This is a genomic window from Rhodopseudomonas sp. RCAM05734 (genome assembly GCF_052658035.1).
Window position 1 is genome coordinate 3,098,992 of sequence record NZ_CP199742.1, and the last position, 16,171, is coordinate 3,115,162.

Sequence of the window (16,171 nt, forward strand, 5' to 3'; positions counted from 1 at the left end):
ACTTCCCCGGCGAGGCGGCTAATGGCGGCCTTGGTAGGGCGGCCCGCACCGCGCCAAGGCTTTACGCGGTCCCGGCGCGCGGCTAGGTTCGCGAGCCCATATTTCCTGCGTCACGAGCCGCCGGCTCCCGAGCGCGCAACAAGCATCGATATCTGAAATGAAGCAATTGCTCCTGCGAACCGTCAAGGCAATGGGTTATACCATCGTGCATGAGCCGGTGTTCCTGCAACTGCAGGAGCGCGCGCGCCGCGCCGAGGAACGCCTGGAAGCGCTGTCAAAGCCGGCAGCAGCCCCTGTCCCGACGCCTGAGGCGCTGCAGCATGACATGGAGTTCGAACGGCAGGAATATACCGGCACCAATCTGAGCATTACCGATCGCCAGTACAATGCGCTGCTGCCCTTGCTGGCGGAACGTCGCGACGAACTGTTCAAGATCCCGTTCGTGCGGGATTACCTGGCGACGCAACGGCACAAACACCTGACCCGCGACCGCGCGGTTGACTATGCGCCGTTCGACGACAGCGACGTGCTCGGCAACACCGTGAAGTACAATCAGGGCGCGCTCGACCACTATCTGTCGCTGGACCGCATCCGCATCACCCTGAACGTCGTCAACAGTATCTCGACGCTTGGCCGCAACCCGCACGAGCGCAAGATCCTGCTGATAGGACCGCGCTCCGAAACCGAATTGTACTCGGCGCTCGCGGCCGGCTTCACGCCCGGCAACATTTCGGCGCTCGACCTGTTCAGCTACTCGCCGCTGGTGACGCCGGGCGACATGCACGCCATCCCTTTTGCCGACAATCACTTCGACATCGTGTTCATCACCTGCGTGCTGTCCTACAGCAAGAACGTTCAGAAGGTGGCGTCGGAAGTCACCAGGGTGCTGAAGGACGGCGGCTACGTCGCCTTTGTCGAGCCGATGCACTATGATTTCCTTCCGGCCGAGCACAAGACCGACGTGCCCAAACCCTACGACAAGGCGGACGACCTCGAACCCGCGCCGGCCTTTTATGGCAAGATCGATGACGTCCTCAACCTGTTCGGCGACAGCGTTGCCGAGGTCAACTTCCGCTCCGATCCGTCGCCGCCCTATGACGGCTGGGGCCTGATGCTCTCGACCATTTTCAGAATCAAGAAATAGACCACCGCCTGGGCGGCCAGGCCCGGCCGCTTGTGAGAACTGGAGGAACAGATGACCGCAACGGAAGCGCCCCGCGAACCGACCGTGTTCGACTACACCAAGCGCTATTTTCGCGCGCTCAAGAACCATTTTCGTCACGGCGAATACGACGCCGAAGGCGTCCAGGGCTGGGCGCATCTCGACATCCGCACCAATTGCCTGGTCAGCGGCGCGACCAGCTATGGATTGCGCGCCATCCAGCATCGCGAGCGTTACGGCACCACCCACGGCCTGCTCGGCGAATTCACCAAATCGCGGCGCCGCGAGATCGTGTCGGCGATGAACAAGGATGCCTATTACGTGTTTCCGGAGCGACTGCCGGAATCCGTGATCCAGGCACTCGAAGCGCCGATGGCGACCGATGAGGGCAAGCTGTATCCCCGCCTGCCCAACGGCACCGAATACGCCAAATACGACGCCGCCAAACCGGTCGGCCCGACCTATTATTACCGCTCGTTCTCGCCGACCATGCAGCAGTGGATGGCCGACGAAAACCTCGCGGCGCTGGCCACCGAATATCTCGGCGTCGACCCGATCATCCACACCGCGCAGAGCTGGATCAGCACGCCGTTCGGCACGGCGCCGTCGGCGGAAAACGCCCAGCTCTACCATTTCGACCTCAGCAACCTGAAAATGTTCAAGGTCTTCGTCTATCTGACCGACGTCGGCCCCGGGAACGGACCGCATTGCCTGATCAAGGGCTCGCACAATCCGTTCGACACCACCGGCTCGCACCTGCGCCGGCGCGGCGCGGTGCGCATCCCCGACGCCGAGATCGACTCGCTGTATCCGGGTCGCGAGGTGGAGATCACCGGCAAGCGCGGCACGGTGTTCTGCGTCGACACCCGTTCGTTCCACAAGGGCAAGTACCCGACCGACGGAGAGCGTCGCATTGTCGAACTGTACTACGTCAACAGCACCTTCGGCATTCCCAGCCCGGTCTACGAAGTCAAGGCCCCAACGCTGGCCTATCTCGCGGCCGCCAAGCGATGGCCCCGGCTGTTTCACTACTATCCCGCCATTACCCAGTAATGGCCCGTTGACGGGCCGCTCTTTCGCACAGCTGGTCCAATGACTGAAGCGTCGATGAGCGGCGTCAAATGTGACACGCCGCTAATGTCTTGATTGACAACGAGGGTGTTTTTTTACCTTTTTGGATGGAGAAGGTAGCGAACGGGAAGGTACCGCGCTGTTACGATCGAACTCGACGATGTTGTGAAGCAAAATTGACCAATTTCGGTCCTGAATGTCGCCGTGTTCTCAGTCCGTTGGTCGCAAATTTGGACGTTTTCAATGTCTGGACCAGTCGAGCGCTGCGGATGTATGCCGGCGGACTGGCGGAATCCGATTGACGTTGACAACTAGGTTGGGTTCTAACGGCTGCAATTGGAGGAAATTTCCTTCTTTAGGATGTCAGGAATGCAAGTCGAACGATTTGGAGTGCCCGACCTCCTGTTGCTTAAGCCCGTCAAGCACGGGGACCACCGGGGGTTTTTCTCGGAAACGTTTCGCACCGATGTCATGGCCGCAAATGGCGTCGATCTCGCCTTCGTGCAGGACAATCATGCTCGCTCCACCCAAAAGGGTGTCTTGCGCGGACTGCACTTCCAGGTCGCACCGAAGTCCCAGGGCAAGCTGGTTCGCTGCGTGCGCGGATGCATTCTTGATGTGGCGGTCGATATCCGTGTCGGTTCGCCGAGCTACGGTCAACATGTTGCCGTCGAACTGTCGGCGGACAACTGGCAGCAGCTGTGGGTTCCGCCGGGGTTCGCTCATGGCTACGTAACGTTGCAGGATGAGTGCGAAGTCATCTACAAAGTGACCGAATATTATGCTCCAGAATGCGACCGGGGCATCGCCTGGAACGATCCGGCGCTCGGCATCGATTGGCGCGTACCGGCCGGTGACGTCATCCTGTCTGACAAGGATGGCCGGCAGCCGAAGCTTGTTGACCTTGGTCCTGTCTTTCAGTTCAGCCGCTGAGCGAGGAATACCGATATGCGCGTGATCGTCACCGGCGGCGCCGGCTTCATCGGATCGGCGGTTTGTCGTCATTTCATTCAGGACCTCGGGCACGATGTCGTCGTGCTGGACAAGCTGACCTATGCGGGAAACCTGGCATCGCTGGCGCCGGTGGCGTCGAGCCCGCTTTATTCCTTCGCCCAGCACGACATTTGCGATGCTGCGGCGGTCGACCGTCTCTTTAACTCCTATCAGCCCGATGCCGTCGTGCATCTGGCGGCTGAGAGCCACGTTGACAGGTCGATCTCCGGCTCCAACGTGTTCGTGCAGACCAACGTCAACGGCACGTTCAATCTCCTGGAAGCCGCCCGCAAGTACGTCGCTTCGCGCAAGAACGCCGACCGATTCCGCTTCGTCCATGTGTCGACCGACGAGGTCTACGGATCGCTGGGCGCGGATGGCCTGTTCACGGAGACCACTTCCTACGATCCCAGCTCGCCCTATTCTGCGACCAAGGCGGCGTCCGACCATCTCGCCAAGGCTTGGCACAGGACCTACGGGCTCCCGGTCATCGTATCGAACTGCTCGAACAACTATGGCCCCTATCATTTTCCCGAGAAGCTGATCCCGCTGATCATTCTCAACGCGCTCGAGAGAAAGCCGCTGCCGGTCTACGGCGATGGCTCCAACATCCGCGACTGGCTGTTCGTCGAAGATCACGCACGCGCGCTCGGCCTGATCCTGGACAAGGGTCGCCCCGGCGAGACCTACAATATCGGCGGTCGGAACGAGCGCAGCAATCTCGACGTCGTGCATCAGATCTGCACATGGATGGATCGTCTGCGACCGGCGGTGGCCGAACACCGCGACCTCATCACCTTCGTGGCTGACCGGCCGGGCCACGATCTCCGCTATGCGATCGATGCCAGCAAGCTGGAAACAGAGCTCGGCTGGCGCGCGCAGGAAACATTCGAGACCGGCATTGAAAAGACCGTTCGATGGTATCTCGACCGGTCGGACTGGTGGCAACCGCTCCGCAAGGACGTCTATGGCGGGGATCGCCTCGGACTCGTGAAGGCATGAACCGTCCAATGCGCCTGTTCGTCGTGGGTGCCGAGGGGCAGGTCGCCCGGTCTCTGCATGAGGCGGCCGCAGGCCGCCCGGACATCGTGTTCGGCTATGGTGCGCGGCCCGGTCTCGATCTTACGCGGCCGGAGACGATCCAAAAGGCGCTGGCGGATTTTCAGCCGGACGTCGTGGTCAATCCGGCGGCCTATACCGCCGTCGACAAGGCAGAGGTGGAAACCGCTGCCGCCTTCGCAATCAACCGCGACGGTGCGGGTTTCGTTGCCGAGGCGGCTGCGCGATGCGGCGTTCCCGTCATCCACCTGTCGACCGACTATGTCTTCGACGGGCGAAAGGCCTCGCCCTATGTGGAGAGCGATGCCGTTGGACCGCAAAGCGTCTATGGCCAGTCCAAGCTGGAGGGTGAACGCGCGGTTGCCGCGGCCAACCCGCGCCATGTGATCCTGCGAACGGCGTGGGTTTACGCCCCGTTCGGTTCCAATTTTGTCCGCACGATGCTGCGGCTTGCGGGTGAACGCGATCAGTTGCGCGTGGTCGACGATCAGGTCGGCTGCCCCACCTATGCTCCGGACATCGCCGAGGCAATCCTGCGCATTGCTGGGCAATTGTTCGGATCCGGATGGGATCCCGTCAAGGCCGGCGTGTGTCACCTAGCCGGTCCGGACGCCGTGAGCTGGTGCCAATTCGCAAGCAAGATCATTCAGATGCAGGCGGAGCGTGGGGGGCGGGCGATCGCTGTTGACTCAATTTCAACCGCCGATTATCCCACTGCAGCGGCAAGACCGGCCAATTCGCGACTTTCCACCGCACGGCTGGAGTCTCTGTTTGATACACGATTGCCGCCCCTGAATCAGTCATTGGCGGCGTGTCTGGACCGCATCTTGGGCGGGCCACATTAGGAATGGGGTTCACTGTGAGGGGAATTATCCTCGCCGGCGGTAGCGGCACGCGGCTCTATCCCATGACGTTGGTGACATCGAAGCAATTGCTGCCGGTGTACGACAAGCCGATGATCTACTATCCCCTGACCACCCTGATGCTGGCCGGGATCCGGGAAATCCTGATCATCACGACACCGCAGGATCTGCCTCTGTTCCAGGCTTTGCTGGGCGATGGGTCGCAGTGGGGAATCTCGCTGGAGTTCAGGGCGCAGCCGCGGCCCGAGGGCCTGGCGCAGGCATTTATCATCGGCGCGGATTTTGTTCAGGGCGCCCCTTCTGCTCTCATCCTGGGCGACAACATCTTCTTCGGACACGGGTTGCCGGAATTGCTGGCCAACGCCGTTGCGCGGCCGGCAGGCGCCACTGTTTTCGCCTATCATGTCGCCGACCCCGAGCGGTATGGCGTCGTCGCGTTCGACAAGGATGGACGGGCGACCTCGATCGAGGAAAAGCCGGCGACTCCAAAATCGAATTTTGCCGTGACCGGCCTGTATTTTTACGATGCGCAGGTCGTCGATTTTGCCGCCAACATCAAGCCATCGCCGCGCGGCGAGCTTGAGATCACCGATTTGAACAGGGTGTATCTCGAGCGGGGCGAACTGGCGGTTGAGCGCATGGGCAGGGGATTTGCGTGGCTCGATACCGGAACGCCCGACAGCCTGCTGGAAGCCGCCGACTTCGTGGCAACGCTTGAGCGGCGGCAGGGCGTGCGCATAGCCTGTCCGGAAGAAGTGGCGTTCAGCCAGAATTTCATTGATAGCAACCAATTGGAAAAGCTCGGGATTGCGCTGGGGAAGAGTGACTACGCACAATATGTTCGTGGACTGGCCTCTCACTGAATTAGCCGGGAACTGTTTCTGCGGTCTTGATTTGATATTTGTCGATTTACCGGGGCTTCGCCGAACATGACGATAACACCATCGATGGCGGCGTGCCGTTGCCAGTTGCCATTTTGGGAGCGCGGTGCATGGCGTGAGGCTCGGCAGGTCGATTCCACATTCTCGCGGGGAGCTCAGTGAGAGACGTTCTCGTCATCCTGCCGCTTTACCGAAACGCAGCCCTCGTTCCAGCGCTCTTTCGCTCGCTGGTTTCCGCCGCGGACGATTTCGCCGGAATCGGCGGGCGGCTGCTGATCATTGTCGATTCTCCTGACGACGATGAATTGCGCGAGATGCTTCGGCGCGAACTGCCTGCGCTTGAGGCGGTCGTGCCGACCGTGGTGCACGTCAACGAGACGAACATTGGCTTCATCGGAAGCGTGAATTTCGGTTTTGCCCGTGCCATTGCGGAACGGCGGGATACCATCATTCTCAATTCCGACGTCGTGGTGTCCGCCGGCGCATTTCGGGAGATCCGCGATGTGGCCTATCTGGACCACATGACGGGCTTTGTATGTCCGCGATCGAACAATGCCACCATCTGTTCGCTGCCGAGTGATCCGCGCTATCGGCACCGCTCAGTCGAGGAGAGCCGCGCCAGCTACGACCTGCTGTCGCCCCACCTGCCACGTTTCCGCTACGTCCCGACCGCGGTCGGATTCTGCATGTATATCAAGTGGACGATCCTAGCCGAGTTCGGCTGTTTCGACCCGATTTACGGCCGTGGCTACAACGAGGAAAATGACCTCGTGATGCGTGCGAGCCGGTGCGGCTACCGTGCGGCGCTGGCAAATCACGCATTCGTCTTCCATATCGGCGAGCAATCCTTTTCACTGACATCGTCATCAACGAGCGCCCGCGACCTGCAGAATGGCAAGATCTTCCGCAAGCGCTATCCGGAATACGATCGCAGCATCGAGCGCGAGCTGCAGTCGCCCGAGGTTTTCGCGGAGACGATGCTGACAGGGTTTCTGCCCGACGATCAGGGCAAGCTCACCATCGCCTTCGACTGGTCCCATATCGGTCTCTATCACAACGGGACATTCGAGGCAGCCAAGGCGATTCTGGTGGCGGCCGCCCGCCGCTGGCAGTCCAGCTACAACATCGTGGTCATCGCTAGCGCGCAGGCGGCTGCCTTCCATGGCATCGACGCCATTGCCGGGGTGTCAATCGTAGCCCGCGACAAGGCAGAGATTTACGCGGCCATCATCAGGGTAGGCCAGCCGTTCGATGCCGACGTGATCGATTTCCTAGTGCAGCATAGCCCGGTCGTCGTTTTGTACATGCTCGATACGATCGCGCTTGACTGTCAATATCTGGACGAGATCGGTCTGCAGGACATCTGGCAGTATTCGCTCGATTCGACCGATCTGGTCGTCTACATCAGCGAGTACACCCAGACCCAGTTCAGGCTCCGGTTCCGGATATCTCCGACGACGCTCGAACTGGCCTCGCTGCTGTCGCTCGATACTACGGACTATCGCGAGGGTGCAGCGCGCCCCGCTGCCGGCGACACTGTGCTCGTGGTCGGCAATCATTTCAGCCACAAATACGTCGATCCGACGGTTTCGCTGCTGGCTGCCAGCCATCCTCACGTCAAGGTCGTCGTACTCGGTGGCTCCAGCGTGCGAAGTCCCTCCGTCACCGTTCATCCGAGCGGCAGCCTCGCCCCCGATGTGATCGACCAGCTCTACCAGGATGCAAGGGTGGTCCTGTTTCCGTCGCACTATGAAGGTTTCGGCCTTCCGGTCATGCATGCGATCGCACGCCGGCGGCCGGTGATCGTTCGCACCATGCCGCTGTACGATGAGATCAATGCGCGGCTCCGCGGCAGTTCCAACTTGCATCAGCGCGAGACCATCGAGGAAATGGTCCGGCTTGCCTGCGATCCGGCGACGCAATGGAATCCCGAGGATCGCAGCTTCGACGGCAACGGCGAGGGCTGGGACCGCGTCGCCGCCGACCTCGAAAGCGGCATCGACCAGGCACGGGAGCGCAGCCGGTACGACAATCTGGTGGCTCGGTACGAGCGCTTGCAGCGCAAGGGCCCCGAGGCCAACGAACGCTATCGATCGCGCAAGTCGGCGGCGCCGCCGGAGCTCCGGATTTTCGGCTTTGTGGTCCCGCGCATCGTGCTGATCGGGACCGTGATCATTGTGCTGGCATTGCTATCGACGCTTGGCGTGCTCGTGTCGTCGGCCTTCATGGCGTTTCGCGGCTATTCGGCACTGCCATTCTGGGACCAGTGGCAATATGTCGGTCCGGATGCGATCTCCGCGAGTTTTTTCCGGTTTCACAACGAGCATCGGGCGGTCATCTCCAAGCTGTTGTTCCTGGCGGACGCGCAGTGGTTCGGCAGCCGCAACATCCTGCTCTACAGCGCGATCTATCTGATCCAGGCTTTCCATTGCGCGGTTCTGGTGAGACTTGGGCTGGGATCTGGAATCAAGGGACGCATCCGCTCGCTGCTTGTTCCGATGACCGTGATTTGCACGCTGTTCGCGACGCAGAATTACGAGAACCTCACCTGGGGGTTCCAGACCCAGTTCGTGTTGGTGTTCGCCATGGCGAGCGCCTCCTTTCTCTGTTTTGCCCTGTTTATCGACCGGCGGCGCCCGGTCTATTTGCTCGAGTCGCTCGCGGCAGCGCTGGTCGCCAGTTTCGAGATGGCCAATGGCATCGGCACATTTCCGCTGCTGATGCTGTTCGCGCTGTACTACAGGACGTCCTGGAAAGTGCTCGTGCTGATCGCTTTGGGCATGGCAACGGTGGTGTTGACTTACGCATTCGGCCAGATCGTATTCCAGTCTGATCCCACGATGGTTCAGTCGCACGTGATGCTCGTGGTGAAATACACGTTGGTCTATCTGGGCGGGTTCCTGGCGACCACCGTGACGAACAGCAGCCTTGGCCGTGCGATGGGTGTCACCGACATGGCGACGACGATCCGGCTGGCCTTCATGTTCGGCTTGATGCTGGTCGGCTTCTGTTCATGGGTCGTGTTGTTCGCCTCGCGCCGGGTGCGGCCGGAAACCGTGGCCATCGCCTGCGTGTTCGCTTTCGCGGCCGGAAGCGCCGGCATCACGGCGCTGGGGCGGGCAGGGTTAGGGTTGGAATCGGCGCTTTCTGCCCGCTACGTGGCCGGTAGCGGACTGGCCACCGTGGCAGCGGTATTCCTGTTGCTTTGGGTTCTTTCCAGCGCCGGTCGGGCTTGGATCCAGGCAACGATGCTTTCGGGAGTGGCACTCTTTCTGGCGCTGGTTGCGCTGAGCCAGCCTTACTTCATCGCGATGGCCGACAATCGGCGTATCGGCCGCGACACGGCGACGACGGCCCTTTACACCGGCGTGAACGATGAGGACGCCCTCCGGAACGTCTTCATCGATGCAAACCTTGTGCGTGCAGGCGCCAGCTACTTCAGGTCGGAGTCCGCGTCGATATTCGCCGACGATCGATATCGCCTGCTTGGCCGCAAGTTTTCCGGATCAGTTGCAGCGTGTGCGGTGGCGGTGACCGGCGATACACCTGTCGTCGGCGGCGGATGGCGCATCACCGGCACGGCCGAGGTCAACCCGTTCGTCTTGCGTCCTCCGATGATCTTTGTTCTGGATTCGGACGACAGGATCGTCGGTTTGGCATTCGCGTCGATACAGATCGAGCAGTCGCGGCGCATCCAGTTGAAGAAGATCGTGCAGTCGGTTCCCTGGATCGGTCACGTGGTTCCCGGTGCGCGGGGACCATTCCGCGCCGTGCTGTCCAGCAAGGCGGACTCATGCATGCAGACCGCGGCTCCGCGCTGACGCAGCGGTCTGCTACCGCAACGCGATCAGTAATGGCTAGACTAGCCGTCCTGCAGGGCACTGATCCGTGCCGTGACCATCATCGCCACCACGCCGGAGAAGCCGACCTCGGGTTTCCAGCCGAGTTGTGAAACCAGCCGGCTGGTGTCCGCGGTGGTCACGCGCATGTCCGAGGCGCGGACCAGGCCGGGATCGACATCGACATGGGCGCGCCAGTCCAGGCCGACAAAGCCGAACGCGGCTTCGCAGAACTCGGCGATCGAATGGTTCTCGCCGGTCCCGATGACGTAATCGGCGGGTTGTTCGCTTTGCAGCATCATGTGCATGGCCCTGGCGACGTCGCCGGCAAAGCCGAAGTCACGGCGAATGTCGAGGTTGCCGAGCAGGACCTTGCCCTTCGAGACGATAGGGCGCCCGCGCTCGTCCAGTTCCCGGGTCTCCGTCATGCCCAGCGAAACAGCGGCGGCGGCATGAGCGATCTTCTGCGAAACAAAGCTCAAAGGCCGCAGTGGGCTCTCGTGGTTGAACAGGATTCCGCACGATGCGTGAAGGCCATTGCGCTCCCGGTAGGCGCCGGTCATCTGATGGGCGAAGCACTTCGAGATACCGTAGGGAGATTTCGGACGACAGCAGGTGGTCTCGTTTTGAAGCGCATCGTCGGTATCGCCGAAAATTTCCGATGACGACGCCTGAAACAGCCGGCTGGTCGATTTGGTCTTGACCAGGAATTCGCAGATCCGTTGCGGCACAATGGCATTGAGTTGCGTAGTCTCGAACGGAATTTCCCAGGACAGAGCAGGCCGGGAAACGGCGGCAAGGTTGTAGATCTCGTCGGCTCTCAATTCGCCGAGCAGGCCATCGAGGAATTGCGGATCGGTGAGGGCGCCGATATGCCACTGCAGTCCCGGCCGATCGGCGCCGCCAGCCCGCGGCTGGCGCGACTGCGCGTGAACGGCATAGCCGCGTGAGAGCAGGAGATCGATGAGGTAACTGCCATCCTGACCAGCGGCACCGGTCACCAGCGCGGATTTATTCAAGTAGTCCCCCTATCACTGCGCCGCCGCGCGAGCCTCACGGCGAGCCCGCAGCGGTCGCATCGGTGCGAACAAACGTGCGGGCCGTACCGGGGCAGCCGGCACAGCCAATACCCGCCCTTTCTCAGCACGGCCCGACCTGTACATGACGGAGTACGGGAAAAATGCACGAAGGCAGCTGCGCCCGTTGCCGGTCTGCTTGACCTGCGCGCATTCAGGGCAGGGCCTCGAAAACCGCAAACGCTCACTAGCATGGATAACCGTGGCTTTGAAACCGCCAAGACGAGCGGCGGAGGGACTGTCCGACTTGCTCCAGGCAAGTTGCCGGTTCGCCGTCGGTGCATGCCGTTCGAATGGACGGCGGTGTCGAACGGCAGGGTTCTGGCGCGGGCGATGCTATGCTACTGCAGTGGAATGAAATTGGAGCAGGTTGTTCGGTGGCTGGAAGCGTGGGGCACTCTGGATGCCCGCGCGGCCGCTGTGCTCGCGGGCATTCTGGTGCTCGCGGCGTTCCTGCCGGTGCCACGCACGATTATCGTGCTGGGGGCGGGCGCTGCCTTTGGCCTCAGCGCTCTGACGGTCATCGTTCCGGCCACGACGCTCGGCTGCATCTTGGCGTTCCTGCTGGCCCGGGGGCTGCTCAGAACCTGGGTCGAGAAGCAGATAGGCAAACGTCCTAGTTGGCAAATCGTCGCTCGGGCGGTTGACGACGAGGGCTGGCCTATCGTCGCGCTGATGCGGTTCTGGGGGCCGTTGCCCAATTCGGCGCAGAACTACCTGTTCGGTCTGACGGGTATCGGGGTCTTGCCATACTCTCTGATCACCTTAGTGTTCACGCTGCCGCAGATCGCATTCTATACCTATCTGGGCTCGTCCGGACGAATGCTGCTGGACGATCTTCCTTTGCCGTTCAGCAAGGGGCTTGTAGCGCTCGCGGCGCTGATCGCGATGAGCATCATTTTTCTCGTGGCGCGGCGAGTGCGCATGATCGTCAGGGATGGCCGCTCCGTTCAGATCTCCGCGCGGTAGATTATTTTTCACGTCGCTTATGCCTGGTCAAGCGGCACTTTCCGACGGAACACAACAAAATGCGACATCGCGAAATTGACGACGAAGCCCGCAAGGATTGACACCAGCTTGGCGCCGATGACAGGCATGAAGTTCGACAGCACCACCAGCGTTGTGGTGGTGGCGATCACGCCGAGGATGCCGGAGGCGACGAAGCTGACATAATCCTTGCGCCGCAACACCCGGCCGGACTCGGCGCGGAACGTGATCATCGTATTCATCACGTAAGAGCCGGACACGGCGACCAGCCAGGCCAGGACGTTGGCGGGGACCAAGGGCAGACCGAGCACCTTGTAGGCAAAGCTGAAGATTGCCAGATCGATGACGGTATTGCCGAGGCCGATGATGCCGAAGCTGACCATCTTGGCGACCATCGGATGCGACAGCCGGTTTTCGATAAATTGTGGCAAAAGCAACTTCATGGGTGGCGGCCCGTCCTTGTTCAGGGCCGGTGCTTAACAGGATCGGCAGAGCAAGTCCGGGATTTTTACCCGCGGCACGTCCTCGGCTGCTATGCACCGCGCTCGTCGGCGATCACCTTGCCGTCATTGGGAAGGCTTCCGGGGGCCACCAGTGCGACGGTGCCCCCAAGCTTGCTGACCGCCCGTAGGGTCGTTGCAACGGCCTCCTGGAGGTCCTTGGCGGCCACGTTGCCCGTTTCCGCCTGTAGTGTCATGGCATCAATCTCGCCGTCCCGCGTCACCACCAGCCTGAGCCGGCCGAGTTCGGGATGAAGCCGGCCGATCTCGGCGATCTGCTCCGGCCGCACGAACATGCCCTTGACCTTGGTGGCCTGGTCGGCGCGGCCCATCCAGCCCTTGATCCGCATGTTGGTGCGGCCACAGGTCGAGTGACCGGGCAGGGCGGCGGTGAGGTCGCCCAGCGCCAGCCGGATCCAGGGGTGATGCGGATCGAGCGAGGTGACAACCATCTCGCCGACATCGCCTTCGGGAACGGGATCGCCGGTGCCGGGGCGGACGATCTCCAGGATCAGGTCCTCGTTGACGATCAGCCCGTCGCGGGCCGCGCTTTCATAGGCGATGAAGCCGAGGTCCGCGGTGGCGAACGCCTGATAGGCGTCGATCCCGCGGGCCTTGATGTCGTCCTGGAGGGATTTGGGAAATGCCGCCCCGGACACCAGCGCGCGCTTGATCGACGAGACGTCGCGTTTGCCGGTCCTGCCAGCATCAAGCAGGATTTTCAGGAAATCCGGGGTGCCGCTGTAGGCCACCGGGCGATAGGCCTCGATCAGCTCCAGCTGCTGCTCGGTATTGCCCGGCCCCGCTGGAATCACGGCACAGCCTAGCGCTCGCGCCGCGCCATCGAAGATGAAGCCGCCGGGCGTCATGTGATAGCTGAACGTGTTCAGCACCACGTCGCCCGCGCGGAAGCCCGCCGCGAACAGAGCGCGGGCGCCGTGCCAGGGGTCGAGATGTTTCGACTCGGGCTCGAAGATCGGACCGGGCGAGGTGAACAGCCGCCCGAACGATCCGGGCGGGCTGATCACCAGCCCGCCGAACGGCGGTCGCGCCTTCTGCAGGCCCGGGAGGTCGGACTTGCGCAGCACCGGCAGCCGCGCCAGCGCGGCAGTGTTGACGACGGTGGAGGGATTGATGCCCTTCAGGCGCTCGGCATAGGCCGGCGCGGCCATGGCGTGGCGCAGCATGTCCGGCAGCCGCGAAAACAGGTTGGCGTGGCGGTGCGAGGGATCGCAATTTTCGAGGGAGTCGAAGTGGCGCATCAGGTTCCTCGGCTGGCTTCATGACGACCGACGATGCGGGGTGCCATGATCCAAAAGATCATAGCACCTAGCAGCAATCCTGCCATGAGACAGATCAACGGAACTCGCCTCCAAAAAGCGCGGTCAAAGCCAGCGCTTGCGTCGCTTGAAGCTCTTCAGATTCTTGAAGCTCTTGCGTTGGTCGCCGGCGCCGCCGAGGTAGAATTCCTTGACGTCCTCGTTGTCGCGCAATTCCTCGGCGGTTCCATCGAGCACCACCTTGCCCTGTTCCATGATGTAGCCATGGCTGGCCACCGACAGTGCGGCGCGGGCATTCTGTTCCACCAGCAGGATGGTGACGCCGAGGTCGCGGTTGATCTGCTGGATGATGGCGAACACTTCCTTCACCAGCAGCGGCGACAGGCCCATCGACGGCTCGTCCATCAGGATCATCTTCGGGCGCGCCATCAGCGCGCGGCCGATCGCCAGCATCTGCTGCTCGCCGCCCGAGAGATAGCCGGCGAGGCCGGTGCGTTCCTTCAGCCGCGGAAAATAGTTGTAGACCATGTCGATGTCGGCGCCGACCTCGTTGTCGCGCCGGGTGAAGGCGCCGAGCCGCAGGTTTTCCAGCGATGTCATGTCGGAGACGATGCGGCGGCCCTCCATGACCTGAAAAATGCCGCGGCGAACGATCTTGTCGGGATCGATGCCGTCGATGCGCTCATTGTCGAACACGATCTCGCCGCGGGTGACCTCGCCGTCTTCGGTCTTCAAGAGGCCGGAGATCGCCTTCAAGGTCGTCGACTTGCCTGCGCCATTGGCGCCGAGCAGGGCGACGATGGCGCCCTTCGGCACCTCCATGCTCAGCCCGCGCAGCACCAGAATGACGTCGTCATAGACGACCTCGATGTTGCGCACGGCAAGCAGGGGGGCGACCTGTGCGGCGGCGGCGGGACTTGCGCTGGCATCGACGTTTGGCTGCACAGATGGACTCCGAATTGTCGGTTCTAGCTCACCTCTCCCCGCTTGCGGGGAGAGGTCGGAGGCTGAGCGAAGCGAAGGCTCCGGGTGAGGGGGACTCTCGCGCGAAACTCCGGCCCCTCACCCGGCTCGAATGACCTTTGGTCCTTCGAGCCACCCTCTCCCCGCCTAGCGAAGCTTTGCTTCGCCTTGCGGGGCGAGGGAAGATGGCGCCTGCGCTCAATTACCAGCCGAACCATTCCGGCTTGCGCGGCAGCTCCACCGTCTTCACCTTCTCCAGCTTGATGGTGCCCTTCTTCATGACGTCGTTGAGGTCGCCATCGGTGGCGCCGGTGACCTTCGAGCGGTAGAGGTCGACCTTCATGGTCGGGCGATGGTCCTTGTCGGTCCAGGTCGAGGGATTGCAGACGCCCTCCATGCCGGCCGGCACCCAGTCCTTCTTCTGGTAGAAGCCCTTGGCGACGTTCTCGCCGCTGGCGCCGCCGTTCTTGACGGCCCAGTCCAGCGCCTCCTTCATGTACAGCGAGGTGCAGACCGCGGCGATGTAATGCACCGGACGATAGACCGCGCCGGTGGGATCGGACATTTTGGAGATCTCCATCACCGTCTTCATGCCCGGCGCGTTGCCGCCCCAGCTCACCGCGGTACGCAGCGGGAAGATGACGCCGTCGGCGGCATCGCCCGCGGTCTTGGCGGCGTTCTCGTCCATGCCCCAGACGTTGCTCATGAACTGCACGTCGACGCCGGCCGACTTGCAGGCCTTCATCACCGAGATGTTGGAGGCCGCGGTGTTGCCGAGATAGGCGTAGTTGGCGCCGGCGCTCTTCAGGCTCAGGCACTGCGCGCTGTAGTCGCCGGGCGCCAGCGCGAACACCAGCGGCGGCAGCACCTCGAAGCCGAGCTCGGTGGCCATCGCCTCGCCCGCGGCCTTCGGCGCGTTGGGATAGGGATGGTTGGCGCCCATGTGGACGAATTTCGGCTTGCCGGTCTTGCCCTTGGCCTTCCAGTCTTCCGCCGCCCAGGTCAGTTCGGCACGCAGCGCGTCGGAGTAGGAGGGGCCGTAGAAGAAGTTGTAGGGCGCGGGCTTGGCCTTGCCGCCGGCGCCGGTGGGGTCGGTCAGGGCGGCGGCATAGGAGCCGGAGATGTCGGGGATCTTGTCGGCTGCCAGGAAGCCCGTCAGCGCCTCGGTGTCGGCGGTGCCCCAGCCCATGATCGCGGAGACCTTGTCGGCACCGGACCATTTCTTGTACAGCGCGATGGCGCGCGGCACCTGGTAGCCGTAGTCGACAGTGTCGACATTGACCGGCTTGCCGCCGATGCCGCCGTTCTTGTTGATCCAGGCGAAGGTGTCGGCCACCCCCTGACCGTAGGGCGTGCCGACGTCGGAGGTGCCGCCGGAATAATCGGCGAGATGGCCGAGCGCGATCTGCGCCTGCGCGGTGGCGCTCGCCCCCGCGAGCAAGAGGGCGACAGATGCGGTACTGAGCAGCGATTTCATCGTCATGAGCATTCTCCCGG

13 protein-coding genes are annotated in these 16,171 nt (G+C 62.3%); 8 read left to right on the forward strand and 5 right to left on the reverse strand.

What is annotated here, in order from left to right; all coding sequences use genetic code 11:
* Positions 1 to 157: 157 nt before the first annotated feature.
* From ACUXVA_RS14710 to ACUXVA_RS14740, 7 genes are all read left to right on the forward strand, one after another.
* Positions 158 to 1,144: a class I SAM-dependent methyltransferase gene (locus ACUXVA_RS14710; RefSeq protein WP_445492924.1), complete on the forward strand. Its 987-nt coding sequence runs from the start codon at positions 158 to 160 to the stop codon at positions 1,142 to 1,144.
* A 51-nt stretch (positions 1,145 to 1,195) separates the two neighbouring features.
* Positions 1,196 to 2,215: a hypothetical protein gene (locus ACUXVA_RS14715; protein WP_445492926.1), complete on the forward strand. Its 1,020-nt coding sequence runs from the start codon at positions 1,196 to 1,198 to the stop codon at positions 2,213 to 2,215.
* A 387-nt stretch (positions 2,216 to 2,602) separates the two neighbouring features.
* On the forward strand, positions 2,603 to 3,166 hold the full coding sequence (gene rfbC, locus ACUXVA_RS14720; RefSeq protein WP_445492928.1) for a dTDP-4-dehydrorhamnose 3,5-epimerase: 564 nt from the start codon (positions 2,603 to 2,605) through the stop codon (positions 3,164 to 3,166).
* Positions 3,167 to 3,181: 15 nt separating this feature from the next.
* On the forward strand, positions 3,182 to 4,228 hold the full coding sequence (rfbB, locus tag ACUXVA_RS14725) for a dTDP-glucose 4,6-dehydratase (RefSeq protein ID WP_445492930.1): 1,047 nt from the start codon (positions 3,182 to 3,184) through the stop codon (positions 4,226 to 4,228).
* A gap of 8 nt (positions 4,229 to 4,236) precedes the next feature.
* On the forward strand, positions 4,237 to 5,130 hold the full coding sequence (gene rfbD / locus ACUXVA_RS14730; RefSeq protein ID WP_445492932.1) for a dTDP-4-dehydrorhamnose reductase: 894 nt from the start codon (positions 4,237 to 4,239) through the stop codon (positions 5,128 to 5,130).
* A gap of 14 nt (positions 5,131 to 5,144) precedes the next feature.
* Positions 5,145 to 6,011 carry a glucose-1-phosphate thymidylyltransferase RfbA gene (gene rfbA / locus ACUXVA_RS14735; protein ID WP_445493294.1) on the forward strand — a complete coding sequence of 289 codons (867 nt, stop codon included), beginning with the start codon at positions 5,145 to 5,147 and terminating at the stop codon, positions 6,009 to 6,011.
* Positions 6,012 to 6,187: 176 nt separating this feature from the next.
* On the forward strand, positions 6,188 to 9,850 hold the full coding sequence (locus ACUXVA_RS14740) for a glycosyltransferase (protein ID WP_445492933.1): 3,663 nt from the start codon (positions 6,188 to 6,190) through the stop codon (positions 9,848 to 9,850).
* Between the two features lie 41 nt (positions 9,851 to 9,891).
* Here ACUXVA_RS14740 and ACUXVA_RS14745 read toward each other — a convergent pair whose 3' ends face one another.
* Positions 9,892 to 10,887, reverse strand: a complete 996-nt coding sequence (locus tag ACUXVA_RS14745) for a GDP-mannose 4,6-dehydratase (RefSeq protein WP_445492935.1) — start codon at positions 10,885 to 10,887, stop codon at positions 9,892 to 9,894.
* A gap of 417 nt (positions 10,888 to 11,304) precedes the next feature.
* Here ACUXVA_RS14745 and ACUXVA_RS14750 point away from each other — a divergent pair, with 417 nt between their 5' ends.
* On the forward strand, positions 11,305 to 11,913 hold the full coding sequence (locus ACUXVA_RS14750; protein WP_445492937.1) for a TVP38/TMEM64 family protein: 609 nt from the start codon (positions 11,305 to 11,307) through the stop codon (positions 11,911 to 11,913).
* A 17-nt stretch (positions 11,914 to 11,930) separates the two neighbouring features.
* Here ACUXVA_RS14750 and ACUXVA_RS14755 read toward each other — a convergent pair whose 3' ends face one another.
* The 4 genes from ACUXVA_RS14755 to ACUXVA_RS14770 form a co-directional block, all read right to left on the reverse strand.
* The gene (locus ACUXVA_RS14755) at positions 11,931 to 12,374 is read right to left on the reverse strand and encodes a GtrA family protein (protein WP_445492939.1); all 444 of its coding nucleotides are present in this window, start codon (positions 12,372 to 12,374) and stop codon (positions 11,931 to 11,933) included.
* 89 nt (positions 12,375 to 12,463) lie between these two features.
* Complete coding sequence (locus tag ACUXVA_RS14760) at positions 12,464 to 13,693, reverse strand: phenylacetate--CoA ligase family protein (RefSeq protein WP_445492941.1); 1,230 nt, start codon at positions 13,691 to 13,693, stop codon at positions 12,464 to 12,466.
* Between the two features lie 123 nt (positions 13,694 to 13,816).
* Positions 13,817 to 14,656 (reverse strand): ABC transporter ATP-binding protein, encoded by an 840-nt coding sequence (locus tag ACUXVA_RS14765; protein WP_445492943.1) that lies wholly within the window; start codon positions 14,654 to 14,656, stop codon positions 13,817 to 13,819.
* A 220-nt stretch (positions 14,657 to 14,876) separates the two neighbouring features.
* Positions 14,877 to 16,157: an ABC transporter substrate-binding protein gene (locus ACUXVA_RS14770; protein ID WP_445492945.1), complete on the reverse strand. Its 1,281-nt coding sequence runs from the start codon at positions 16,155 to 16,157 to the stop codon at positions 14,877 to 14,879.
* Between the last annotated feature and the right edge of the window lie 14 nt (positions 16,158 to 16,171).